The 22,645-nt window shown below is 67.5% G+C and carries 25 protein-coding genes and 1 pseudogene; 16 read left to right on the top strand and 10 right to left on the bottom strand.

Annotation, left to right across the window (positions count from 1 at the left end; translation table 11 throughout):
* Position 1 precedes the first annotated feature (1 nt).
* Genes ACMTAK_RS09395 through ACMTAK_RS09380 form a run of 4 tightly spaced genes read left to right on the top strand, consistent with a single transcriptional unit; the run spans position 2 to position 3,926 of the window.
* On the top strand, positions 2–1,795 hold the full coding sequence (locus ACMTAK_RS09395; RefSeq protein WP_413805779.1) for an ATP-binding protein: 1,794 nt from the start codon (positions 2–4) through the stop codon (positions 1,793–1,795).
* Complete coding sequence (locus ACMTAK_RS09390) at positions 1,792–2,553, top strand: SDR family NAD(P)-dependent oxidoreductase (protein WP_413805778.1); 762 nt, start codon at positions 1,792–1,794, stop codon at positions 2,551–2,553. The genes ACMTAK_RS09395 and ACMTAK_RS09390 overlap by 4 nt, the downstream gene beginning before the upstream one ends.
* Before the next feature lie 36 nt (positions 2,554–2,589).
* Positions 2,590–3,480, top strand: coding sequence for an HpcH/HpaI aldolase/citrate lyase family protein (locus ACMTAK_RS09385; protein ID WP_413805777.1), 891 nt, complete (start codon positions 2,590–2,592; stop codon positions 3,478–3,480).
* Complete coding sequence (locus ACMTAK_RS09380) at positions 3,477–3,926, top strand: MaoC family dehydratase (protein ID WP_413805776.1); 450 nt, start codon at positions 3,477–3,479, stop codon at positions 3,924–3,926. Before ACMTAK_RS09385 ends, ACMTAK_RS09380 begins: the two co-directional genes overlap by 4 nt.
* Positions 3,927–4,013: 87 nt before the next feature.
* On the opposite strand, the gene ACMTAK_RS09375 is transcribed toward ACMTAK_RS09380, so the two are convergent.
* Positions 4,014–4,505: a MaoC family dehydratase gene (locus ACMTAK_RS09375; protein ID WP_413805775.1), complete on the bottom strand. Its 492-nt coding sequence runs from the start codon at positions 4,503–4,505 to the stop codon at positions 4,014–4,016.
* Between the two features lie 100 nt (positions 4,506–4,605).
* Here ACMTAK_RS09375 and ACMTAK_RS09370 point away from each other — a divergent pair, with 100 nt between their 5' ends.
* The 6 genes from ACMTAK_RS09370 to ACMTAK_RS09345 are packed head-to-tail and all read left to right on the top strand — an operon-like array spanning position 4,606 to position 10,293.
* Entirely contained in the window at positions 4,606–6,138 is a 1,533-nt protein-coding gene (locus ACMTAK_RS09370) for an acyl-CoA carboxylase subunit beta (RefSeq protein ID WP_413805774.1), read from the top strand.
* Positions 6,135–6,923, top strand: a complete 789-nt coding sequence (locus tag ACMTAK_RS09365; protein WP_413805773.1) for an SDR family NAD(P)-dependent oxidoreductase — start codon at positions 6,135–6,137, stop codon at positions 6,921–6,923. Before ACMTAK_RS09370 ends, ACMTAK_RS09365 begins: the two co-directional genes overlap by 4 nt.
* A complete protein-coding gene (locus tag ACMTAK_RS09360; protein WP_413805772.1) occupies positions 6,920–8,149 on the top strand; it encodes an acyl-CoA dehydrogenase family protein in 1,230 nt (409 codons plus the stop codon). Before ACMTAK_RS09365 ends, ACMTAK_RS09360 begins: the two co-directional genes overlap by 4 nt.
* 60 nt (positions 8,150–8,209) lie before the next feature.
* Positions 8,210–8,611: a cupin domain-containing protein gene (locus tag ACMTAK_RS09355; RefSeq protein ID WP_413805771.1), complete on the top strand. Its 402-nt coding sequence runs from the start codon at positions 8,210–8,212 to the stop codon at positions 8,609–8,611.
* Between the two features lie 6 nt (positions 8,612–8,617).
* Positions 8,618–9,418 (top strand): hypothetical protein, encoded by an 801-nt coding sequence (locus ACMTAK_RS09350; RefSeq protein ID WP_413805770.1) that lies wholly within the window; start codon positions 8,618–8,620, stop codon positions 9,416–9,418.
* Positions 9,412–10,293 (top strand): acyl-CoA thioesterase, encoded by an 882-nt coding sequence (locus tag ACMTAK_RS09345; RefSeq protein ID WP_413805769.1) that lies wholly within the window; start codon positions 9,412–9,414, stop codon positions 10,291–10,293. Before ACMTAK_RS09350 ends, ACMTAK_RS09345 begins: the two co-directional genes overlap by 7 nt.
* 43 nt (positions 10,294–10,336) lie before the next feature.
* Here ACMTAK_RS09345 and ACMTAK_RS09340 read toward each other — a convergent pair whose 3' ends face one another.
* Positions 10,337–10,561 carry an SDR family oxidoreductase gene (locus tag ACMTAK_RS09340; protein WP_413805768.1) on the bottom strand — a complete coding sequence of 75 codons (225 nt, stop codon included), beginning with the start codon at positions 10,559–10,561 and terminating at the stop codon, positions 10,337–10,339.
* Here ACMTAK_RS09340 and ACMTAK_RS09335 point away from each other — a divergent pair.
* The gene (locus ACMTAK_RS09335; RefSeq protein ID WP_413805767.1) at positions 10,545–10,922 is read left to right on the top strand and encodes an ISL3 family transposase; all 378 of its coding nucleotides are present in this window, start codon (positions 10,545–10,547) and stop codon (positions 10,920–10,922) included. The genes ACMTAK_RS09340 and ACMTAK_RS09335 overlap by 17 nt on opposite strands.
* Before the next feature lie 424 nt (positions 10,923–11,346).
* On the opposite strand, the gene ACMTAK_RS09330 is transcribed toward ACMTAK_RS09335, so the two are convergent.
* Both ACMTAK_RS09330 and ACMTAK_RS09325 read right to left on the bottom strand, forming a co-directional pair.
* The gene (locus tag ACMTAK_RS09330; RefSeq protein ID WP_413805766.1) at positions 11,347–12,960 is read right to left on the bottom strand and encodes a solute symporter family protein; all 1,614 of its coding nucleotides are present in this window, start codon (positions 12,958–12,960) and stop codon (positions 11,347–11,349) included.
* 3 nt (positions 12,961–12,963) lie between these two features.
* On the bottom strand, positions 12,964–13,326 hold the full coding sequence (locus tag ACMTAK_RS09325; RefSeq protein WP_413805765.1) for a DUF485 domain-containing protein: 363 nt from the start codon (positions 13,324–13,326) through the stop codon (positions 12,964–12,966).
* Positions 13,327–13,521: 195 nt separating this feature from the next.
* Here ACMTAK_RS09325 and ACMTAK_RS09320 point away from each other — a divergent pair, with 195 nt between their 5' ends.
* Both ACMTAK_RS09320 and ACMTAK_RS09315 read left to right on the top strand, forming a co-directional pair.
* A complete protein-coding gene (locus ACMTAK_RS09320) occupies positions 13,522–14,130 on the top strand; it encodes a biotin transporter BioY (RefSeq protein ID WP_413805764.1) in 609 nt (202 codons plus the stop codon).
* Between the two features lie 707 nt (positions 14,131–14,837).
* Positions 14,838–15,905 (top strand): integrase core domain-containing protein, encoded by a 1,068-nt coding sequence (locus tag ACMTAK_RS09315; RefSeq protein ID WP_413805763.1) that lies wholly within the window; start codon positions 14,838–14,840, stop codon positions 15,903–15,905.
* Positions 15,906–16,076: 171 nt separating this feature from the next.
* On the opposite strand, the gene ACMTAK_RS09310 is transcribed toward ACMTAK_RS09315, so the two are convergent.
* The 4 genes from ACMTAK_RS09310 to ACMTAK_RS09295 form a co-directional block, all read right to left on the bottom strand.
* On the bottom strand, positions 16,077–16,496 hold the full coding sequence (locus ACMTAK_RS09310; protein WP_413805762.1) for a nuclear transport factor 2 family protein: 420 nt from the start codon (positions 16,494–16,496) through the stop codon (positions 16,077–16,079).
* 171 nt (positions 16,497–16,667) lie between these two features.
* The gene (locus ACMTAK_RS09305) at positions 16,668–17,474 is read right to left on the bottom strand and encodes an MBL fold metallo-hydrolase (RefSeq protein ID WP_413805761.1); all 807 of its coding nucleotides are present in this window, start codon (positions 17,472–17,474) and stop codon (positions 16,668–16,670) included.
* Between the two features lie 62 nt (positions 17,475–17,536).
* Positions 17,537–18,157, bottom strand: coding sequence for a DsbA family protein (locus tag ACMTAK_RS09300; RefSeq protein ID WP_413805760.1), 621 nt, complete (start codon positions 18,155–18,157; stop codon positions 17,537–17,539).
* A gap of 161 nt (positions 18,158–18,318) precedes the next feature.
* Complete coding sequence (locus tag ACMTAK_RS09295; RefSeq protein WP_413805759.1) at positions 18,319–18,813, bottom strand: MarR family winged helix-turn-helix transcriptional regulator; 495 nt, start codon at positions 18,811–18,813, stop codon at positions 18,319–18,321.
* Between the two features lie 501 nt (positions 18,814–19,314).
* On the opposite strand from ACMTAK_RS09295, the pseudogene ACMTAK_RS09290 reads away from it, so the two are divergent.
* Positions 19,315–19,444: pseudogene (locus ACMTAK_RS09290) on the top strand (IS630 family transposase); the annotation flags it as partial.
* A gap of 85 nt (positions 19,445–19,529) precedes the next feature.
* Positions 19,530–20,015, top strand: a complete 486-nt coding sequence (locus ACMTAK_RS09285; RefSeq protein WP_413805758.1) for a site-specific integrase — start codon at positions 19,530–19,532, stop codon at positions 20,013–20,015.
* A 168-nt stretch (positions 20,016–20,183) separates the two neighbouring features.
* Here ACMTAK_RS09285 and ACMTAK_RS09280 read toward each other — a convergent pair whose 3' ends face one another.
* Positions 20,184–20,579 carry a hypothetical protein gene (locus tag ACMTAK_RS09280; RefSeq protein WP_413805757.1) on the bottom strand — a complete coding sequence of 132 codons (396 nt, stop codon included), beginning with the start codon at positions 20,577–20,579 and terminating at the stop codon, positions 20,184–20,186.
* A 469-nt stretch (positions 20,580–21,048) separates the two neighbouring features.
* On the opposite strand from ACMTAK_RS09280, the gene ACMTAK_RS09275 reads away from it, so the two are divergent.
* A complete protein-coding gene (locus ACMTAK_RS09275) occupies positions 21,049–21,351 on the top strand; it encodes a type II toxin-antitoxin system Phd/YefM family antitoxin (protein ID WP_020866580.1) in 303 nt (100 codons plus the stop codon).
* A 48-nt stretch (positions 21,352–21,399) separates the two neighbouring features.
* On the opposite strand, the gene ACMTAK_RS09270 is transcribed toward ACMTAK_RS09275, so the two are convergent.
* Positions 21,400–22,353 (bottom strand): M28 family metallopeptidase, encoded by a 954-nt coding sequence (locus ACMTAK_RS09270; protein WP_413805756.1) that lies wholly within the window; start codon positions 22,351–22,353, stop codon positions 21,400–21,402.
* Between the last annotated feature and the right edge of the window lie 292 nt (positions 22,354–22,645).

Genomic DNA, 22,645 nt, shown 5'->3' with positions numbered 1-22,645 from the left:
AATGACGTTTTCGAAGGTTCTGGTCGCCAACCGAGGTGAGATCGCCGCGCGCGTTCTGCGCACATGTACGGAGTTGGGACTCACCGGTATAGCCGTCCATTCCGATGCCGATGTCGATGCTCTGCACGTCCGCGTCGCCGATCAGGCTGAGGCACTGGGCGGCACCGCACCGGGTGACAGCTACCTGAACATCGACAAGGTGCTCGAGGCGGCGTCCCGTTCGGGGGCAGAGGCGGTTCACCCGGGCTACGGCTTTCTCGCTGAGAACGCGGAGTTCGCCCGTGCGGTCGAGGCCGCCGGGCTGGTCTTCATCGGCCCCCCGGCCTCGGCGATCGAGGTAATGGGCGAGAAGGTGGCGGCCCGCCAGGTGGCGGACCAGGCAAAGGTCCCTCTCATCCCGGGGTCGCGGGAGCCGGTGACCGACGCCGAGCAGGTCCGCACGTTCGGCGCCGAGCACGGCTACCCCCTGGTGATCAAGGCCTCGTACGGAGGCGGCGGCCGCGGCATGCGCACCGTCGCCGGGCCGGAGGAGGCAGAGGCGGCCCTGGAAGCCGCTGGCCGGGAGGCCACATCCGCCTTCGGGCACGCCGACGTCTACGTTGAGCGCTACCTCGCCGGTGCCCGGCACGTAGAGGTCCAGCTGTTCGCCGACACGCTCGGCCACGCCGTGTGGCTCGGTGACCGTGACTGTTCGGTACAGCGTCGGCACCAGAAGCTGGTGGAGGAATCCCCCGCGCCCGGGCTCTCGTCCGAACTGCGGACCGCCATGGGAGAGGCCGCTGTCCGTCTCGCCCAGGCGGTGGGTTACGTCGGTGCCGGCACCGTCGAATACCTGGTCGAGGGCGAGCACTTCTTCTTCCTGGAGATGAACACCCGCATCCAGGTGGAGCACCCGGTGACTGAGGAGGTCCTCGGACTCGACCTCATCGCGGAGCAACTGCGTGTCGCACAGGGCGAAGAACTGAGCGTCCGCACTTCCGGGCCACAGCCGCGCGGGCACGCCATCGAGTGCCGCATCAACGCCGAGGACATCGCCGGTGGGCTGTTCATTCCCGCACCGGGAAAGATCACGGCGCTGAAGGTTCCGTCGCTGCCAGGCGTGCGCTTCGACACCGGGTACGAGGCCGGCGACGAGGTGCAGCCCTACTACGACAGCATGATCGGAAAGTTGCTGGCGTGGGCTCCCGACCGTGACACCGCGATCAAGCGGCTGAGTTCCGTGCTCCGGGGCTTCACTGTGAGCGGTGTACCGACGACTGCTCCGGCGGCACTCGCCGTCCTGGAACACCCCGACTTCGCTGCGGTCGACATCTCGACCCTCTGGCTGGAGCAGACCGTCGAATTCCCGGCGGCCACTCAGCCTGAGACGAGTCCGGCCGAAGATGATGCCGACCTCCCGGAGGCGGAGAACGAGGTCTGGGTGGCGGGGCGCCGTTATGTCATTCCCTTCTTCGGATCGACCGCTTCCGCTGCGGCGGATCAGCCCGCTTCCGCTGTCGGCCCGCAGCGGCGGCGGAGCACCGGCAGCGGCAAGAAGGGGCGTGGGAGCGCTGGACGAGGTGCCGGTTCCGCCGACGGTTCGGTCACCAGCCCCATGCAGGGCACCATCATCGCCGTCAACGTGGCCGAGGGCGACGCTGTCGCCGATGGTGATGTGCTGTTCGTCGTCGAGGCGATGAAGATGGAGAACCCGGTGCGTGCCACGGCTGCCGGGACCGTCGGAGCCGTCAAGGTCGCGGTGGGCGAGGTCGTTGCGGCCGGAGCCGCCCTGGCCGTCGTGGAGGCTGGCCAGTGACCGCGCCCGCCGAGAGCGTCGGCGGCGTCGCTGTCGTCACCGGTGCGGCGGGCGGCCTGGGAACCGCCGTGGCACGCAAGCTCGCCGGGCACGGCATGACCGTCGCCTGTGTGGACGTCGCTCAAGAAGCGGCAGAGGTCGCAGCTCAACGGCTGAGGGAGAAGGGCGCCAAGGCCGCCGGATATGGAGTGGACATCACCTCGGAGGCCGCGCTCGCTGAACTGCGGGAGCGCGTGCACGAGGACCTGGGGGTCCCCGGAGCCGTGATGAACATCGCGGGCGTGCTGGACCGCCGGCAACTGGCCGACCTCGACGGTGCGGCCTTCCGCCGAGTCGTCGACATCAACCTGACCGGTACCTACCTGGTGGTCCGCGCATTCGCCGAAGATCTCAAGTCCGCGGCGCACGGCCGGGTCGTTAACACCGCCTCGATCGCGTCGGTCGGAGGTTATGAGTTCCCGGCCTACGCGGCGTCCAAGGCCGGGGTGGCGAACCTGTCGCGGTCCCTCCTGATCGACTTCTGGGACACGTCGGTCACGGTGAACACGGTGAGTCCTGGGCCGATGCGCACCCCGATGCTCAACGAGGCCGCGGAAGAGATCTTCCTGAAGCAGACCCCGGCATACCGCATCGCGGCACCGGAAGAGGTGGCTGACGTCTTCGGCTTCCTTGCGAGTCCGGCCGCCGCCTGCGTCAACGGCCAGAACATCGTGGTGGACGGGGGAGCGACCGCCGTATTCCGGTGGCAGTACCAGTGACTGGCGCGTACGCCGTCCCAACGAGGAGGAGGACCCATGAAGCCCTATCGCTCGCTGCTGTTCGTTCCGGGACATAAGCCCGACTGGGTCGCGAAGGCGGTGCGGGCCGGAGCCCAAGCCGTCATTCTCGACCTCGAAGATGCTGTTCCCGAGGAGTCCAAGCAGGCTGCGCGCGAAGCGGTCGCCAGCTCCGTCGACCAGCTCGCCGGGAGCTCCATCGGCGTCTTCGTGCGGATCAATCCGCTGGACACCGAGCACTTCGCCCGGGACATCGCTGCTGTCGTGCGGCCGGGCCTGACCGGGCTGCTGCTGCCCAAGGTCTACGGGCGAGACGACGTCGTCGCCTACGACGCTCTGGTCACGGCCGCGGAGATCGAGCGCGGGATGGCCAGGGGCAGCGTGGGATTGATGCCGTCGTTGGAGACGGCGCGCTCGCTCGCAGCCGTCGATGAAATCGCTGCCGCGCCCCGCGTGATGTCGCTGATGGCAGCAGCGGCCAAGGACGCCGACATCTCCCGCGAAGTCGGCTTCACTTGGACGGCAGAAGGCGCGGAGACCCTGTATCTGCGCAGCAAGGTCGTCCTTGCTGCACGGGCCGCAGGCCTGCGCCACATCGTTCTCGGCCTCTGGCAGGAGATCAAGGACTTCGACGGGCTGCGCGAGTTCGCCCGCGCCAACAGCCGGCTCGGCTACGGCGGGCAGGTACTGATCCATCCCTCGCACGCGGCGATCGTGAACGACGAGTACGGGCCCAGCGCTGCCGAGATCGACCGGCTGCGGCGCCTGGTCGATGCCTACGAGAGCGGTGCCGCACTGGGGCAGGGCGCCGTGATGTTCGAGGGTGAGCACATCGACCTCGCCCATGCACAGCACGCCAGGGAAATCCTTGCCGTGCACGAGGAAAGCAAGGAGACGGAAACCGCATGAGTGGCCTCTACTTCGAAGAGTTCGTGGTCGGCGACGTGGTGCGGCACAGCACCACCAGGACGGTCACCGAGACGGACAACCTGCTGTTCACGTCACTGACGATGAACCCGCAACCTCTCCATCTGGACGAGGAGTTCGCCAAGGGCTCCATCTACGGTCAGCGCATCGTCAACAGCGTCTTCACGCTCGGCCTCGTCGCCGGCATCCACGTCGCGGACCTGACGCTCGGAACCACCGTGGGCAACCTGGGCTTCGAGGACGTGACCTTCCCCAAGCCGGTGTTCATCGGCGACACCATCCGCGTCGAGAGCGAGGTGCTGGAGACGAGGAAGTCCAAGTCCCGTCCTGGCACCGGCATCGTCAAGCTCGAGCACCGTGCCTTGAACCAGCGCGACGAGCTGGTGTGCCGACTGCGGCGAGCGGCACTGATGCAGTGCAAGCCGTAGCCCAACGGCATGGCACACGCTGAAGACGGCGGCCCCGGCCGGTGCAAATGCACCGGCCGGGGCCGCCGTCTTCAGCGTCTAGGCTGCTCAGCCGTCGCGGCGCTTGACAAGGAAGCTGCTGGTGAAGGTCATGACGGTCTCGTCGCGCTGATTCAGTGTGCGGTAGGAGAGGGTCCATACGCCGCGTCCGGGCTTGGAAGAAGGGCGCGCTTCGGCGACCTCGGCGACGGGCCGGATGGTGTCGCCGACCCGGACAGGGCCGGTGGCTCGCACCTCGTCCAGACCCAGCCACGCCAGGACGTTGCCGAAGCGGCCGGTCTGAGTGATCAGTCCCAGCGACAACGCGAGGGAGAGCGGGCCGTGGCCGATGCGTCCGCCGAACGGTGTGGTGGACGCGTAGTCCTCGTTCAGATGCAGCGACACCCAGTCGCCGGTCAGACCGGCCCAGTTCACCAGGTGCGCGTCAGTGACCGTGACACCCGGGCCTCGCAGCACGTCCCCAGCTTTCAGGTCCTCCCAGTGGTGCTCCGACTGGCCCGTCACTGCGTGACGCTCGTCATGCCCGTCAGTCGTGGTCATCTGCATCCTCCTCTTAACTTACAAGCGTTCGTTAGCTACGCTATTCATGCCGCTCAGCGCGGTCAAGCAATACACATCGTTGGCGAATCGGATGGGAACCATGACCGAATCAGTCCATGAGGAGCTCGCCCAGCGTTTGGAGCAGGCACGGGCAGGAGGTCCGGAGAAGAACCGCACGAAGGTCCTGGACTCCGGCAAGATGCTGGTGCGCCGACGACTGGAGTTGCTCTTCGACGATGGATGGTCCTTCGAGGACGGTCTGCTCGCCCGGTTCGAGGAGGGACTCCCCGGCGACGCGGTCGTCACCTGCATCGGCAAGGTCGACGGGCGTGACGTGGCGGTGATCGCCAACGACTTCACCGTCAAGGCCGGAACCTGGGGCAAGCGCACTTTTGAGAAGATCACTCGGACCCAGGAAGTCGCCGACGAGGCAGGCATCCCGCTGGTCTACCTCTTCGACTCGGCCGGAGCCCGTATCGACGAGCAGTTCGAGAGCTACGCCGGCCGACGGGCCTGGGGCAACATCTTCTACAACCAGGTCCAGATCTCCGGCCGCATCCCGCAGGTCTGCGCCCTGTTCGGGCCGTCCCCGGCGGGCTCGGCCTACGTGCCCGCCCTGTGTGACTACACGGTCATGGTGCGGGGCAACGCGACCGCCTATCTCGGTTCGCCGCGGCTCGCCGAGATGGTGACAGGCGAGCAGGTCACGCTGGAGGAAATGGGCGGCGCCGAGATGCACTGCCGGACCTCGGGCCTCGGCGACGCGCTCGTGGAGGACGACGAGGAAGCCATCGCGGCCATTCGCGTCTGGCTGTCCTACCTGCCCTCCAACTGGGAACAGAAGCCCCCGGCCACCGATGCGCTGGAGCCCGGCTCGGAGCGCACGGTCGAGCAGGTCGTGCCGCTGCGGGAGTCGGAGGTCTACGACGTCCACGAACTGATCGACGCGGTCTTCGACGAGGACAGCTTTTTCCCCTACAAGGAACTGTTCGCCCCGGAGATGGTCACCGGGTTCGCCCGCCTCGACGGCCGCAGCGTGGGCATCGTCGCCAACCAGCCGATCCACCGCGGTGGCGTCCTGTTCCCGGACTCCTCCGACAAGGCCGCGCGCTTCATCTGGATCTGCAACGCTTTCAACATCCCGATCCTCTTCCTCGTCGACATCGCGGGCTACATGATCGGCTCCGAGGTCGAGCGGCAGGGCATCATCCGCCACGGCGCGAAGATGCTCTTCGCGGTCGCCGAGAGCCGGGTTCCGCGCATCGCCGTGCTGGTGCGCAAGGCCTACGGCGGCGGATATCTCGCGATGTCCGGGGCGCCGATGCGGCCGGACTCCGTGATCGCGCTGCCCACCGCCAAGCCGGCCCTGATGGGTCCGGACGCCGCCGTCAACGGCGTCCACTACAACCGCATCCAGGCCATCGAGGACCCCGACGAGCGCAAGAAGTTCGTGGCGGAGAAGCAGGCCGAATACGCCGAGGGCATCGACGTGTTCAAGATCGCCAACGAGAACGCCGTCGACGCCGTCGTGCCCGCGAACGACCTGCGCCGCGAACTGACCGAACGCCTCCGGATTTACGGCCGTCGGCCCGCGACCCCGGCCGCCCGCCGCCAGGCGGTTACTCCGGTATGACCCAGGAAGGCGGCCAGACCAAGGTGGACACTCCCGTAAGGATTGAGGAGTACAAGGGGCTCGTCGGCGTAGTGACCGGCGCCGGCTCGGGCATCGGACGGGCGGTCGCGCAGCGGCTGCTGGACGGCGGAGCGGCCGTGTCCGGATGGGACCTGACCGCTGAGAGCCTCAGCTGGTTGAAGGAGCACCCGGCGGGCCACGCCTGCACGGTGGACGTTCGGGACCAGCCGGCCCTGTCCGAGGCGGCCCGCGCGGTGCACGGGCGCTGGGGACGCGTGGACTTCCTGGTCAACTCCGCGGGCCTGCTCCTGCAGGGGTCGCTCGCCGAGACCGCACCGGAGTCGGCGCGGCGCCTCTTCGACGTGAACGTGGTCGGCACGGCTCTGGTCACTCAGGCTCTGCAGGACTCGTTGGCTCAGTCCGGCGGCGCGGTCGTTAACATCTCCAGCACCGTCGCCCTGCGTCCGAGTGCCTCGAACGCGCTGTACGCGGCGTCCAAGGCAGCGATCGCGCAGCTCACACGGTGCTGGGCGCTGGAACTCGCTCCGTCGGGCGTGCGCGTCAACGCGGTCGCCCCGGGCCCGACGGAGACCAACCTCTTCGCAGAAGCCGGAATGGACCGGGGACAGGCCGCAACCTTCCTCAAGCAGCGGGCACAACAGATCCCGCTGGGCCGTACCGGCACGCCCGAGGAGATCGCCGTCTGGATCACGCGCCTCGCCGCCCGCGACGAGTGGATGACCGGGCAGGTCATCGGCATCGACGGTGGCATGAGCCTGCTGTGACCGGCAGCGCTGTTGCCCACCGCGGTGCCACAGGAACTGATGAAGGTAGCGCAATGAGCATTTCCTCCCCCACTGGTGATGACGAGGAGCGCGCCGAACTGCGCTCGCTGGTCCGCCAGATCGTCGCCGGCGAGGCGACGGACGAGCGACTGCGCACGCTCGACGAGGCCGAGCAGTTCGACCAAGAGCTGTACACAACGCTCGGGGAGGCGGGCCTGATCGGCCTGGAAGCCAGTGCTGACGGCAAGGAGGGCGCCGACCCTCGCAGCCAGACGGTCGTGCTCGAGGAACTGGGCGCCACCGCCACCTCCATGGCCGTGTGCCTGGTCGTCCAGTACATGGGCGTGCAGCTGCTCACGTCCCATGGCAGTGAGCTCCAGCGCAAGGAGATCCTGGCGCCGCTGCTTGAGGGCCGGACCATGGTGGCCTTCGCGCTGACCGAGCCGGACGGCGGCACGGACGTGGCGCGAGTGATGCGCACCAAGGCTGACCTCCAAGACGACGGAAGCTGGGTCCTCAACGGGACGAAGACCTGGATCTCCGGGGCGGCCAACGCCGAGCACGCGATTGTCGTCGCCCGGACCGCGGCGCCGGAGCCGTCGGCGATCGACGGCATCACCATGTTCCTGGTGCCGCTGTCCACTCCCGGCATCGACGTCAGGGAACTCCAGACCGTCGCCATCCACGGGCTCGACACCTGCGAAGTCAACTTCGACGACGTAAAGATCCCGGCCGGGGCAGTTCTGGGAGAGGCCGGTCGCGGCTTCCGGCAGGTCCTCGCCACTCTCAACGGGGAGCGGCTCAATGCCGCTGCCACCGCACTCGGCATCGCCCGCGGCGCGCACGAGACGGCCCTGGCGTATGCGAAGGAGCGCCAGGCCTTCGGACGATCGATCGGCGGCTTCCAGGCGCCCCAGCACCGCATGGTGGACGACGCCGTACGCATCGAAGCTGCCCGTGAACTGACACGCCGCGCAGCCAGCGCGGAAGCCGCCGGGGAGCGCGCCGACGTCCTGTCGGCCATGGCGAAGCTGGCCGCATCCGAGGCTGCCACCCAGGCCGCCGACAACGGCATGCGCCTGATGGCCGGCGCCGGTCTCAGCCGCGAATACCCCATGCAGCGCTACTTCCGCGACGCTCGCCTCTATACCTTCGCGCCGCTCACCGACGACATGATCCGCAACTACCTGGGCGAGCGGCTGCTCGGCCTCCCCAGGTCCTTCTGACTCCCAGGCCCGGCAGCCCAAGTACGCCTGTCCGGGCATCGCACATCGAGAGGAGATCTCATGCCCGCCATTACGCCCATGGCCGACGATCTGAACGCCCTACCGCCTCTTGCCTCCCGCTACGTCAACGTGGAGAAGCTGCCGTGGAAGCCCACCGGGTTCCCCGGTATCGACATGAAGGTCCTGCTCCGCGAGGAGGAGACAGGGCTGCTGACCGCCCTGTTCCGCTGGGAGCCCGGTGCCGTGCTGCCTTTGCACGAGCACGTGGAGATCGAGCAGACGTGGGTTCTCGAAGGCAGCATCGTCGATGCTGAGGGCGAGACGACCGTCGGCAACTTCTCCTGGCGGCCCAAGGGCAACCAGCACCGTGCCTCGGCGCCCAATGGCGCCCTGGTGCTGTGCTTTTTCCTCAAGCCGAACCGCTTCCTCGAAGGCCCCGCGGCCGGCACCAACCTGGAGTAGACCCACGTGAAGCTGCTCTCCTTCACTCACGCCGGTCGTGAATCCTGGGGGCTGCTGGAGGGCGCCGAGGTCCTGGATCTCGGCGCTCGTCCTGCGTTCGAGGCCCCGACCCTGATTGAGGCCCTGCGCGGTGACGACCTCATGGGAATTGCCATGAACTCCGTCGGCCTCGCCCCGGACCACAAGCTCGACGACGTCGACCTGTTGCCTCCGATTCCCCAACCTCCTCGGATCATCCGCTTCGACGGCGACAGCCAGCGCCCCGGCCAGAGTGCCCCCAGCTCCACCACACGCGCACCGGGCAGGAATTCAGTGTCAGCGGCGGTGGATGAAGCCGACTCCGCGAACGATGAAATCAGTTGGCGCCCCGGACTCGCAGCTGTGGTTGGCTACGACTGCGCTCGCGTGCCAACGGCCCGCGCCCCCGAGGTGATCGCTGGCTACACCTGTTACGCGGACGGGCCCGCCGCCTGGGGGCCGTACCTGATCACTCCCGACGAATTTCGTGAGACCTCCAAGGGGCAGCTCACCGCCCTCGTCAACGGCGACAGGGTGTTGAACCACCCTGTCGCGGAACTGGCCGATTCGCTGCACACGCTCGTCTCCCGGGAGTCGTTCTCGGCCCCTATGCGCCCCGGCGACCTCCTGGTCGTCCTCGCACCGCGGCCGGCCCACGCTGCCAGCGATATCTGGAGCCCGGGCGGCACGGACCAGTGCGAAGTGACCATGCCGATCGCCGGTTCCCTTCGCCGCAGTCAGTTCCGGGGCATCCCTCAAATACCCCTCGGGAAGCAGATGTCATGGTGACGGACGACCAGCAGGCCGAACTCGACGAACTCCTTGGCGTGATGGATATCCGCGCTGTGGGGCAAGATCTGTTCCGCGGGCCGTACGCCCGAAGGAGGCTACCCCGCCTCTTCGGCGGTCAGGCACTGGCACAGGCACTCATCGCCGCAGGGCGGACCGTCCCTGACACCCGCGTGCCCCACTCACTGCATGCCTACTTCATCCGGCCTGGCGACTCCTGCGTACCGCTCGATCTGGCTGTGAAGAGGCTTCACGATGGCGGGTCCTTCACCGTCCGTGAGGTGACGGTCTCCCAACACGGCCGGGAAATCGTGCATTTGATGTGCTCCTTCCAGTCACCCGAGGACGGTCCCCACTATCAGGATGTGGTGGCACCGGCCGTGCCGCGCCCGGACGCGGCCCCCTCGCTGGAGTACTGGCTGGATCCTCACCGCGCGATGCTGCCGGACTGGTGGTCCACTCCCCACCCCTTCGATCTGCGGTTCGTGGAGGAACCGACCGGACTGACCAAGGGGCGGGTTCGTGAACCTGTGCAGCGCTTCTGGATGCGGACGGCTGGCACACCGCCCAATGACGCATTGCTGCATGCGGCCCTGGTCACCTACGCCTCAGACCTCACTCTTCTGGACTCGGCTCTGTTCCCAAGCGGGCAGTCCTGGTACTCCGATCCGGTCGACGGGGCGAGCCTCGATCACGCGCTCTGGTTCCACCTTCCACCGCGGGCTGACGCATGGCTGATGTGCGAACAGCGGAGCCCCATCAGCGAGGGAGGGAGAGCCTTCACCACCTGCAGAATGACGGACCTCAACGCGAACCTCATCGTGTCCGGTGCCCAGGAAGGACTCGTCCGCAGCCGTGCCGGATCGGCACGCTGAGGACCGGGCGGCCTCTGGAGAAGGCCTGCGGCATGCTTCACACTCAGATTCGATCGAGCAGCTGAAAGGTCTGCGTTGCGCCGCCGTCGATCACGAGGTCGACCCCGTTGATGTTCTTGGCGTCATCGGAGATCAGGAACACGGCGAGGGCGCCGATTTCCTCCGGATCTACGACCGCTCCGTCGGCACCCCGGCTCCGCGAAGCCTTCCCGCACGACGATCCGCCCCGCAAAGCGCCGTCCGTGCGCGACGTGACCAGCTGGATCACCCGCCGTCCCGACCGGCTCGACGACGACCAGGCCCAGCAGCTCAAGCAGATTCTCACCCGCTGCCCCGCCCTCGACCGAACCGCCGAACACGTCGGCGGCTTCGCCGAATTGATGAACGACCGCCGGGGTCGCGAACTCGGTCAATGGATAGAACGCGAGCAGGCTGACGACGTGCCCGCCCTGCACGGCTTTGTCACCGGCCTCGGCCGGGACCTCGACGCCGTCGTCGCCGGGCTCAGCCTCCGCTACAGCTCCGGCGCCGTCGAGGGCCACAACAACAAGGTTAAGATGATCAAGCGGCAGATGTTCGGCCGCGCCAACTTCGACCTACTCCGCAAGCGGATCCTCCTCGCGGCGTGAGGCCGTTCGTGATCGCGGTTGTGGTGACCCTCCGTGGCTCCGGCACTGAAAGTGATCCAGAACCAGGATTCAACCGCCGACGACAATCCCGTGGACCGGCGGCTCCGGTCACGTCACCTCACGAGTCGCCGGCCGCTGATGAGTGAGCGTCAAGAAGCGTTCAATTCCGTCGGTGGGCGCGGCGCTCGGGATCACGCGACGAACCTGCGCTCTGCTCAGCACTCGCACGATCGCGCGCATCGCTGCCAAGACGGGCATCTGGCGAGCGTGTGCCTCCATGTGGGTAGTGGGTCACCGACGGGATCGTCACGGTGATCTCAGCCTGCTGGACCGCTCCTCGAACCGAGCAGGATGGGCCGGTGGGCAGCCGCACTCGGTCGACAGCCCACCGGCTCGTGCCGTGCATGGCCCGGAGGGGCCAGAGTTACCTCGAATCCGACGTGCCCACCGCTGCCGGTTCGTCTCCATCGGCCGACGGCCGCTCGTCCTGCACACCCCTCAGCGTGCCGATGCCTGTCAGGGCGCCCACCTGCACCCGGGCGAATGCCTTCTCGTCCGGACGCTCGCGGCCGAGGAGGCTGCCCAGCACGCATCCGAGGAAGCCCAGGGGAATGGAGATCAGGACCGGGAAGGCGAGGGGGAACGGCGCGCTCTCCGCGCCGCCGGGCCAGGCCGAGGGGCCCAGGAAGATGAGCGTCAGGGCACTGATCAGGCCGGTCAGGGCCCCGACCACAGCTCCGGAAGTCGTCATCCGACGCCATGTCAGGGTCAGCAGCAGCACGGGGAAGGTGGAACTGGCGGCTGTGGACGTGGCCAGGGTGGCGATGAAGGTGACGTTCTGCCCCCCACCGATGGCGAGCGTTACGCCCAGGGCAATGGCGACCAGGACCACGGCAGCGACCTGGCCGACGCGCTTTTCCTGCTTGTCACTGGTCTCCTGCAGGGTGCTCCACAGGTCATGGGCGATCGCTCCGGAGGCAGCCAGCACAAGGCCGGCCATCACGGCGAGAATGGTGGCAAAGCCCACCGCGGCCACCAGGGCAAGCAGGATGTCGCCGAAGAAGGTGTCCCCGCCGCCCAGCCACTGCGCCAGCTCCGGCAGCGCGAGGTTGCCTCCGGTGCCTGCCGCCTTCTCACCCTCTTCGCCGAGCGCAGCCCGCGCGGACAGCCCGAGGAAAGCGATCAGCACGTTGAAACCGCCGATCAAGCCCACTGCCCACACGCCGGACCTGCGCGCCTGTCGGGCGTCCGGAACCGTGAAGAAGCGCATCAGCACGTGCGGCAGACCAACCGCGCTGAAGGTCACGGCGATCGCCATGGACCACAGGTCCAGCGGCGTCTTGAAGGTGAGCCCGGGCGTGAGATACCCGTCCCCGTGCGGGGACTGCGAAATCGCCTGACTGATGACGTCGAGCGGGTTGCCGTCGATGCGCACCAGCACCAGCACGGTCAGCAGCAGGACGACCACCATCAGCAGCAGTGCCTTGATCACTTGGACCCAGGTCGTCGCAAGCATGCCGCCGAACAGTACGTAGGTCAGCATCAGCGCCGCCGCGATCGTCACTCCCCAGACGAACCCGATCCCGGTCAGGGCCTCGAGTAGCACCCCTCCGGCCACGAGTTGCGCCACCATGTAGAGCAGGCTGACAAAGACGCTGCACACTGCCGACACGATGCGCACCGGACGCGACCGAAGACGCAGGGTGAGTGCGTCGGCGAGGGTGATCCGGGCCAGGTTCCGCATCTTCTCACCGAGCAGGAACAGGACCACCAGGAAGATCCCGGAGGCCGCTATGGCGTACAGCACGCCGTCGATGCCGAAGAGGAACGCCAGGCCTGTGTAGCCGAGTAGGGACGAAGAGGAAAGGAAGTCGCCGGCAATGGCGACTCCGTTGGTGCGGCCGGAGATGCTGCTGCCGGCCGTCCAGTACTCGGAGCTTGAGCTTGCGCGCCTGGACGCGGCCCAGGTCGCGAACAGTGTGACAGCGACCAACGCGCAACTGACCAGGACAGCAGTGATGTTGAAGTCTGAGGCCATCGGTCAGCCCTCCTCTTCCGTCTGCGATCCGGACTCGGCGGTCCAGCGCTCGGCCAGACGCTCGATGAGGACGTCCCACTGCTCGGCCTGCCGCGCGTACAGCGTCGTGAGCGTGAAGACAACGACGACGAACACGAGCCCGACCAGCAAGCCCAGGCTCGTGCCCCCGCCGATGGGCGTTCCGAACCCGGACGGAGCCAGCGCGGCCCAGCCGAACAGAACGGCCAGGGAGCCGAAGAAGACGCTCAGGGACCACCGGAAGAACCGGCGACGCTGGCGCATGAGCTCCTGCATCTCCGGGCTGTCCAGCAGCTGGGACACATCCGGCGGCGGCTTGGGCGAGAGTGGGGTTTGAGGCGCGGACATGAGCTGACCTTCCCGTGAAACGAACAATCACTAGCTTGTGGAAGCTAGAAGCGTCTCGGCCAGATGGCAAGAGTTCTGCGCTGATTCCATCGATACGAACGTGCGCTAGATCGCTGTGGACTCTAATACGTACGTACGTTAGTTTTGTTTGGCGCGCCTGCGCATCGCAACCCGGCACTTAAAGGAGATGACCTCATGTCCCAGCCGCACCAGCCGCACCAGCTGGACCAGCGAGCCCACCAACCCATCATGACCCGTCAGGCATCTGCGGTCCTTCTGCGGGAAGCGGGCATCGCGCTCGCGGCCGCGGCCGCGGTGGGGGCTTCGGCTCAGATCGCCGTGCCTCTGCCGGGGACGCCCGTGCCCATGACGCTGCAGACGCTGGCGGTGCTACTGACGGGGATAACTCTTGGGTGGGCCAGGGCCGGTGCGTCGCTCGCCCTGTACGTGGCTGCTGGCTTTGCCGGCGTCCCGTGGTTCGCGGAGCACGCGGCCGGTAACCCTGGCGCGTCGGCCGGCTACTTGCTTGGCGCGATCCCCGCCGCCATGATCGCCGGATTGCTCTCGGTCAGGCTGGAAGGGCGCTCCGTCGTTGGTCGCGTGGCACCACTTCTCGCCGGCAGCGCCATGATCTACGCCATCGGCGTGCCGGTGCTGATGACCGTCACCGGCGCCAACCTCGCCGAGGGAGTGGCGATGGGTGTCACGCCGTTCCTTCTGGGGGACACGATCAAGCTCGTTGCGGCCTTTGCGGCGGCCCCCCTGGCCATGAAGGCTGCCGGACGGTTCGCCCGCCGTCACTGACATCACCGAGATCCGAGACGTCTTCGTGTGGTGTGTCGACCCACAGGCTGACCCCGCGATGGGGAGGCATGGTGATCGCGTTGCCCCGCACGAATCGAGCCCGGACAGTTCCTCGCCGATGAAGACGTCGCGCTCATCGACGGAGGAGTGATCGCCCCGACGCGGACACGGCTTCCCCCAGCATCGCTCCAGCTGGGGGGAAGGTCAGCGGGAGCGTCAGCTCGTTCCCAACGGGGTGGGTGACCATGCCGTGGCCGAGGCCAGAGCTGCTGGGCTTCCAGGAGGCCCAGTTCTGCCATCTGCGACGACCTGGCTGGCAACGCCACCGGCCCCGAAATCTCCGGTTTAAGCTAGCCGTCCTCCTGCCTCGAGCGGAGGGCTGGTCGTGGGGGAAGATGCCGACTGGTCGCGCTGGCACTGCATGTGCTGGGGCTGGCCGACATCGATGAGCCGTGGGCGCACGTCCTCACCGCTCGATGACCCGACACCGGCAGTACGGCGACGACGGACCCGAGTCTTCCTCGTAGGCCAGCTCGGCCGATGGGACTCGGCTTCTTCACCCAGCCGCGGGCAAGCTTCGTCCCGGTCAGCCTCCTCCCGGGCGGGCGTCGGGGCGACGGCCGCGGCGTGCGGGGTTCCAGAACTCGGCCCGGCGCGATGACCAGCGGTAATGAGTGGAGTAGTACTCGCTGGGAAGGACTCGGATTGTGCCGCTACGTCTGCTCTATTTGATCTTCACCCGGCTGCTCGGCTGGTGCGTGCTCCTCTGCCGCTCTTCCACATCCAAGGACATCGAGCTGCTCGTTCTGCGGCACGAGGTAGCGGTGCTGCGCCGCACGAACCCCAAGCCGCGCTTTACCTGGGCCGACCGCGGGTACCTCGCCGCGCTGATCCGACAGCTGCCGCGGCGACTGCGACGGCACCGTCTGGTCACACCCGACACGATTCTGCGGTGGCACCGCCGACTGGTGACGAAGAAGTGGACGTACCCGAACCGAACCGGCCGCCCGCCGATCGACCAGGCGATCGCCAGGCTCATCGAACAACTCGCCCGGGAGAACACCTCGTGGGGATACCAGCGCATCCAGGGCGAGCTGCTCAAGCTCGGCCACCGCGTGGGCGCCTCCACCATCCGCAGAGTCCTCAAACGCCGGAAGATACCCCCGGCACCTGAACGGCAGACCGACACAACGTGGCGGCACTTCCTGCGCACCCAGGCCCAGGCCACACTCGCCGTCGACTTCTTCCACGTGGACTGCGCCGTCACCCTGCGGCGGCTGTATGTGCTCTTTGCGATGGAAGTCGGCACCCGGTACGTGTACGTCCTCGGAGTGACCGGCCATCCGGACGGCCCCTGGACCACGCAACAGGCCCGCGGGCTCCTGATGGACCTCGGCCACCGCGCATCCGAGTGCGACTTCCTCATACGCGACCGGGCCAGCCAGTTCAGCAGGTCGTTCGACGTGGTCCTCGCCAGCGAGGGCATCAAAGTTGTAAAGATCCCTCCGCGGTGCCCCCAAGTGAATGCGTACGCGGAGAGATTCGTACGCACCGTCCGTTCAGAGGTCACCGACCGGATCCTCATCTTCGGCCGACGCCACCTACGCACCGTGCTGAACGAGTACATCCAGCACTACAACGGACGAAGGCCCCACCGCGGACAACAACTCCACCCGCCACGGCCCGACCACCCCATCGCCGATCCTTCTCACGAGCGGATCAAGCGCCGACAGCGTCTCGGCGGCCTCATCAACGAATACGAGCGAGCGGCGTAGAAACGCAGGTCATCACAGGTGGCCGTGTTGTGGAACCCCGCAGGGTCAACCGCCCGCTCACGACTGCTCTGGCGGGCGGTGCCAGCGTGCTCATCATCGGCCTCAACGCGGTCCTGATCTACCTGGCCTTCAATTCCGGTGGGTGATCACTCAAAACCGCGAAACGAGATGTCAGGCCGACATTGCCTCACGGACCTTGGCGGTGTCTACGAACTGTTCGAAGCGGACGATGTGGCCGCCGCGGACGATGAAGTGGTGGGCAACGCGGACGTTGATGTCCTTGCCGGTGTTCTTGTTGGTGGCGGTGTAGCGGGCCAGGACCACGACGTTCTCTCCGTCGACGATGTAGGTGTCGTCATGGGCGGTCCAGTTGTCCCAGTCCTTGCCCAGCCGTTCCATGACTGCGGAGGTGACGCCGCCCGGGGTGCGGTAGGTGCCGGCCAGGGGGAAGCCCGCCATCTCGGTCCATTCCACGTCGTCGGCCAAGGTGGCCCGCAGGGCTTCGAGGTCGCCGCGGGCGGATGCGAGATACTGGCGCCGCACCACATCGGCAGGGGCGGTGGAGGTGTGGAAGTCGGTCGTCTCGTTCATGGTGGTGGCCTTATCGGTGGGTGGGCACGAGCAAGCAGCGAGGGAGGGGAAACGCAGGCGACGGGCGCGGCCGCCCAGGCCGCCGCGCGACGCGTCAGCAGGCGGCGCGGGGTGTGGCGGTTCGGTGCCGGGTGTCTGCCAAGTCCGGCACCGAACTGCGGGCGGGGCGGGTCAGCCCCAGGTGATTTCACCCTTGGCGACCTTGGCGCCGAGCTGCGCCGCGATGAGCATGCCCGCGTCCGGATAGCGGGCGACCAGCGCGTTGGTCAGCGCCTCGCCGCTGTCGGCCTTGTCCAGTTCGGCCTCGAACGCGGTGAGGTAGTCACGGGTGTAGGCGATCGGGCTCGCGTCGACGGTGGTGGTGGGCAGCCGGTGGCCGGGTACGGCGAAGGTGGGGTCCAGGGCCGTCATCTCGTCGAGCAGCTCGATCCACACGGCGCGGTCTTCGGGCCTGGCGGTGTCGGCGACCCAGACATGCTCGTTCTGGAAGAGCAGCACGCCGCCGACGATCGCCCGGTGCTCGGCCTGCCACAGGTAGTGGCGGTCGGGCAGGCCGGGGCGGCCGCCCCTGAGCTGGAACACATGGCCCTCGAAGGTGATGTCGCCGGTCAGTTCGGCCAGGTCGACCAGCCGGGTGGGACGGTTGACGCCGACGGTCTCCCAGGTCTTGAGCTTGCCCTCGTACGCGGCCTGAATGTGCTCGATCACCAGCGGGGTCGCGACGATCTCGGCCTCGGGGAAGGCGTCCGCGATCACCTCGGCGCCCCAGTAGAAGTCGGGGTCGGCGTGGCTGATGAAGACCCTGGCCAACGCCTTGCCGGAGTCGAGGATCTCGGCGACCAGGCGGTGGCCGTCGGCGCGGGTGAACCCGGCGTCGATCAGGAACGCCTGCTCCTCGCCAGTGATCAAAGTGGCGGTCTTGTTCTTGGAGCCGAAGGGGAAGTCCAGGTCGATGACTTTGAAGTCGAGGGTACTCATGATGATTCCTTCTATGGGAGAGGGGAGCGGGGCAAGGAGGGGCTGGAGCGAGGAGAAGTCGATCAGGACGCGGCGGTGAGGGCGTCCAGGCCCTGGTCGATCTGGTCGGTGGTGGCATGGCCGACGGCCAGGGCTGTCGTGCGGTCGCCCTCGATGGCCAGCAGGGTGGGGAAGCTGTCCACGCCCAGACTGGCCGCTCGCGCGAAGTCGTCTTTCGCGGCTTCGGCCGAATCCGGTGCGGCGATTAGTTCGGCGACGGTGTCCGGGTCCAGGCCGGCCGCTTCGGCGACAGCGCGATAGGTGGCCGGGTCGGACAGGCTCAGGCCGTCCACGTAGAACGCATGCTGCACTGCGGCGGCCAGTTCCACGATGCGGTTGGGCGCAGCCTGGCGCAACGCGGCCACACCCCGTGCGGCGGCCTCGGAGTCCATCACGAACGAGCCGTCCGCGATCAGCCGCGCGTAACCGGGACCGAACTCTGCCCCGGTCAGCTCGCTGATCTTGGCGTTGGCACCCTGGACGTACCCGAACTCCCGGATCGGCACCCGGCGCGGGCCGGTGAACAGTCCGCCGGAAACCACTTCCACGTCCAGACCGGGGCGACGTCGGACGAGCTCGGTCAAGGTTGGCGCGAAACCGTGCGACCAGCCGCAGTAGGCGTCGAAGACGTAGACGAGCTTCATCAGGGGTGTGCCTCTCGGTCGCGGAACCCGCCTTCCGCGGGCCATTCGCCTGACACAACAGTATCTGACTCGTCAGGTATTCCGTCCCAGTAAAACTCCCGGCCCCGCCACTCTCCGGGCGTCGGCGCCCCGGCTTCGGGCGGCGCGTGCCGGAGGACTGCTCAGCGCAGGCGGGGGAGCGCGTCGCGCGCGGTCAGGCTCACTGTCCGCAGGTCGCGCGTGAACTGCTCTCGGTGGTCCGCGGGCAGTGGATCGAGGAGGAACCGCTGCACGTTCTCCGCGTGCAGACGGGCGGCCCGTACCACGGTCTCCTCTCCGAGCTGTGTCAATGTGACCAGCCGTCCCCGGCGGTCCCCTGGATTCTGCTCGCGGGCCACGAGGCCCGCTGTCTCCATCCGGTCCACCAGCCGTGTCACCCCACCCGTGGTGAGGACCCGCTCCTGGGCGATGGCCCGCATGGACATCCCCGGCCCGCCGGCCCGTCCCAGAATCAGCAGCACCTCGAACATCAGGTGACTGATCCCGCACTCTTCCTCAATAGCCCGGCCCAGGATGTACTCCAGTCGGTTCGCGGCTCCCTGCAACCGGCCGAATGCCAGCACCAGCCCGTCGTTCGCCGCCTGCTCGGCCGTCGTGATCTCCGCGTCCCGTGCCACCGACCCACCTTTCTCTCCTCAGTCGTGGCGCCAACGCGCCGCTGTCCATCATCCCGCGCAGGCAAACTGCGGCTTGGCCGCCTCCTAACGGAGGCCACGGCCGGGCGGGGTCGTCACAGCCCTGCCGTGGGCGCTGCCTTGCTGGCTGTGAACTTTCCGGGTCGGCACACCAGCAGCCCTTGAGTCGTAGGGGCGTTGACCCGCTCATGGTCCCAGCGCGTTTCCGAGAGGAAGAACTGCAGTCGCTGCACCGCGCCGGATGCTGGGTCCCACGACTGGCTCGGGCCTGGCCTGGCTGGTCAGACTGCTCACTTTCCATCGGTGCTCCTGCGTCGCGGGACGGCGAAGGAGTACCGAGGGAACCGTCAGCAGCTTCCGGGTCACCTTGTACAACAAGGACACGATCATGCAAGGCATGATCCCAGCGAACTGACCGCACCCCGCTCAGCTGCGGCGATGACTTTTTGAGCGGCACAGGGTTTCTCACAGAGGGTGGCGGGATCGGCGGTGGCCACGATCGCGAAACGGCTGCGGCTGCTGCCACCACGGGCGGTGGTGTGGGTAGCCGACGCGTTCCCATGACAAGAACCGGCAGCTCACCCTGCTCGGCGCGCTGGAGGTCGCCACCGGCTGAAGGGCATCCACGTGGAACGCCAGATCCTCATGTATAAGTCGCGCTGTACTTCGGTCCGCCCAAAGGCGGCAAGGAACGCGACGTGCCTCTGCCGAAGGAACTCGCGAAGCGGCTCCTCACTCACCAGGAACGCTTCGAACCGCTTGACGTCACCCTGCCGTGGCTGGATCCCGAGGAGCCCGACCTCTCACGCGAGGATCGGCGCAAGGTCACCGTTCCGCTGCTCGTGTACGCCGGTCGGCGCGGCGCGATCAACGGCACCACCTGGAACACCAAGGCCTGGAAGCCCGCGCTCGCCAACGTGGGAGCCATCCCGCTGCTGCCCGAGCGGCAGCCGGGGGAGAAGCCGTCGCGCGTATGGGAACCGAGCCGTGAGCACGACTTCCACGTCTTGCGCCATACGTACGCCTCGGTGATGCTCGAAGCCGGTGAGTCGATCGTATCGCTGGCGAAATGGCTGAGGCACTCCGACCCGGCGTTCACGCTCCGGACCTACACGCACTTCATGCCGCAGGCCGGCGCGCGGGGACTGTCCGCCATCGAGGCGTGGTTCTCGGACCTCGGCTGAAAGCCCCTGAGAAGTCTCAGAGGGCTGGTACCGCCGCCGAATGTCCATAAACATGCAGGTCAGAGCGTGATCGCTCCCTGAGCGGAACAGAACCCGGCGTATTGTCCGTCCTGTCCCGTCGATAAGGGATGACCGGGATCACCGGCCTGGCCGTTCTTGGGGAGCGGATTACGCTGCCGAAGGCTCGGCGCGGAGTGTGCGGCGAGCCGTCACTCCTTGGTGAGTGAGGAGCTGGCGGGCGGCGTGGAGGCGTTCGGTGGGTGCCTGGTTTTTGGGGACGATGAGGGGGCGGACGCCATCCTTCTCCAGGTAGTGGGCCCTGAATCCGCTGCGGACCTTCTCGTTGAAGGTGACCATGGGCCACTCCACGACCGTGATGTCCTCTTCGGTGACGAGAGCGTTGAACGCGCGGATCGCCTTGATCCTGGCGGCTGCCTCGTCGACGAACTTCCGCATGTCCTTCCGGGGCAGGTCGGGGTTCGGGGTGACCGCGAAGAGGACATCCAGCGCGGCCATGGCGTCACGGACGGCGCCTGAAACCTCCGTGTTCAGGCTGGTCGTCATGCGGCATCATCGTCACGGACCTGGCACGGCATCTGATAGCCGGCGCCCCTGAGGCCGTACGCGAACTCATCCGCTGGTACCTGCGCCGTCCCGGCTCGCGACTCCCGGAACGCCCCCCAGCCGCCGAGTGGTCGGCCATTCGCGCGGAGGCCGGATTGGAGTGGTTTGCGTCACTCGGTCACGAGGTGGACGTGGACGCTCGCGAGGTTGACATGGATGACCAGCGGAGGTGGCGGTGCCGCGAGTGTGGCAGTGAGCTCATCCTCACCGGCAAGGGTAAGACGCAGTCGTCGACCGGCAAGACGCGATGCCCGGCCAAGGCAGAGGAGTAGGGCTGACAGACGGCTGCCGCCTCTCACACATATCTCACGGACTGTATGAGAGGCGGCAGCCGAGAGGCATCTGACCTGGTCTTTCCTTGCGCCCAGTGGAACTGATGGACTCCACGGATGCCTCGTAAGCTAGGAGCATGGCTTACGAGATTCCGGTGACGCAAGCCCGTGCAGAGCTCGCGGAGCTGATCAACCGCGTGGTGTACGGCGGCGAGAGGGTGGTCGTCACGCGCCACGGGAAGCCGCTTGTCGCCCTGGTGTCCGCTGCGGACCTGCGGCGACTCGAGGAGATCGAGACGGGCGGGGAGGAGCAGGTGATCAGCACCGTGTCCTCGATGCGCCCCACCTCGTCCGCTCCGGGCGAACGGCGGCGCTTCGGCATCGCGGCGGAACACAGCGGCCCGGACGCCGGGGATCGGCGTCCGGGCCGCGAGGAGTGACGGACGGGACCGGACCGGCTCACGGCCGGTCCGGTGTGGGGGTGCTGATCAGGAGCTGAGCGTCCAGATCGCGTTGGCGATGGCGTCGGTGTTCAGGTCCAGCGCCTTGTCGTCGATGTTCGACGTCTTGTCGCATGCGGAGTGGTAGCACGGGTCGAACGCCTCGCCCGCCTTGCCGCCCCACTGGTCGGCCTGCTCCTGGCTCATGGTGGCCTCGGCGCCGGTGAACAGACCGCCGACCCGCACGCCCGCGTCCTTGAACGGGGCGTGGTCCGAGCGGCCGTCGCCCTCGGTCTCCTTCTCGGTCGTGATGTTCTTCGCCGCGTACCAGTCCTTGAAGACCTTCTCCAGCTCCGGGTCGTCGTCATAGACGAAGTAGCCCGGGTTGGGGGAGCCGAGCATGTCGAAGTTGAGATAGGAGTCGATCTTCGACTGCTCGTCGGCCGCCAGGCTGTCGACGTAATGCGTCGACCCGACCATGCCGTCCTCCTCGTCGCCCCACCAGGCGAACCGCAGGTGCTTGGCGGGCTGGAGGTCGGCCTTGGCCACGGCGAGCGCGACCTCGAGGATCGCGGCCGAGCCGGAACCGTTGTCGTTGATGCCGGGGCCGGCCTCGACCGAGTCGAGATGGGAACCGGCCATCACGACCTTGTCGTCGGCGCCGCCCTTCCAGTCGGCGATGAGGTTGTAGCCCTTCTTGCCGCCGGAGGTGAACTCCTGGACGGAGGTGGTGAATCCGGCCTCGTCCAGCTTGCCCTTGATGAAGTCCAGGGACTTCTGGTAGCCGGGCTCGCCATGGGCGCGGTTTCCGCCGTTGGCGTCCGCGATGGACTGCAGCTCGCCCAGATCGGCCTTGACGGCCGCGACGTCCACGTCGGGGGCGGCGGCCTTGGTGCTGCCGGTGGCCTCGGCGCCGGAGGCGCCGCTCAGCAGGGCCGCGGCGAGCGCGGCACCGGTTGCCGCCGCGAGGCTTCCGCGGCGAATTGACGCTATTCGCTTCACAGTTGGGCTCCGTTGTGATGTGGGGGGTTGGAGCGGAGCAGGTGAATCATGGTGTTGCGGTGATGAGAATCGGGGCTATGCGGTGGGGCCGTCAAGTGCGATAGCCGGACGTACGGTTCCGCCGAGCGGATGCGGGGCGCCGGCCGAGGCGGGTTACGGAGACGTGACGGTGGCTCATGGGACCGTCTTGACCAGCATCGATCGGATTGATCAGGGTTGCTCGGTCAATGGCTCAGTTAACGCCGACGAAATGCCGCGGAACTAGCCTGCGAAGGCTGGGCGCAAGTCGCCC

Source organism: Streptomyces lacaronensis, assembly GCF_047337785.1.
Lineage (GTDB): Bacteria > Actinomycetota > Actinomycetes > Streptomycetales > Streptomycetaceae > Streptomyces > Streptomyces lycopersici.
The sequence above is the reverse complement of the archived record's forward strand: the minus strand, read 5'-3'. Positions and strand labels throughout refer to the sequence as shown.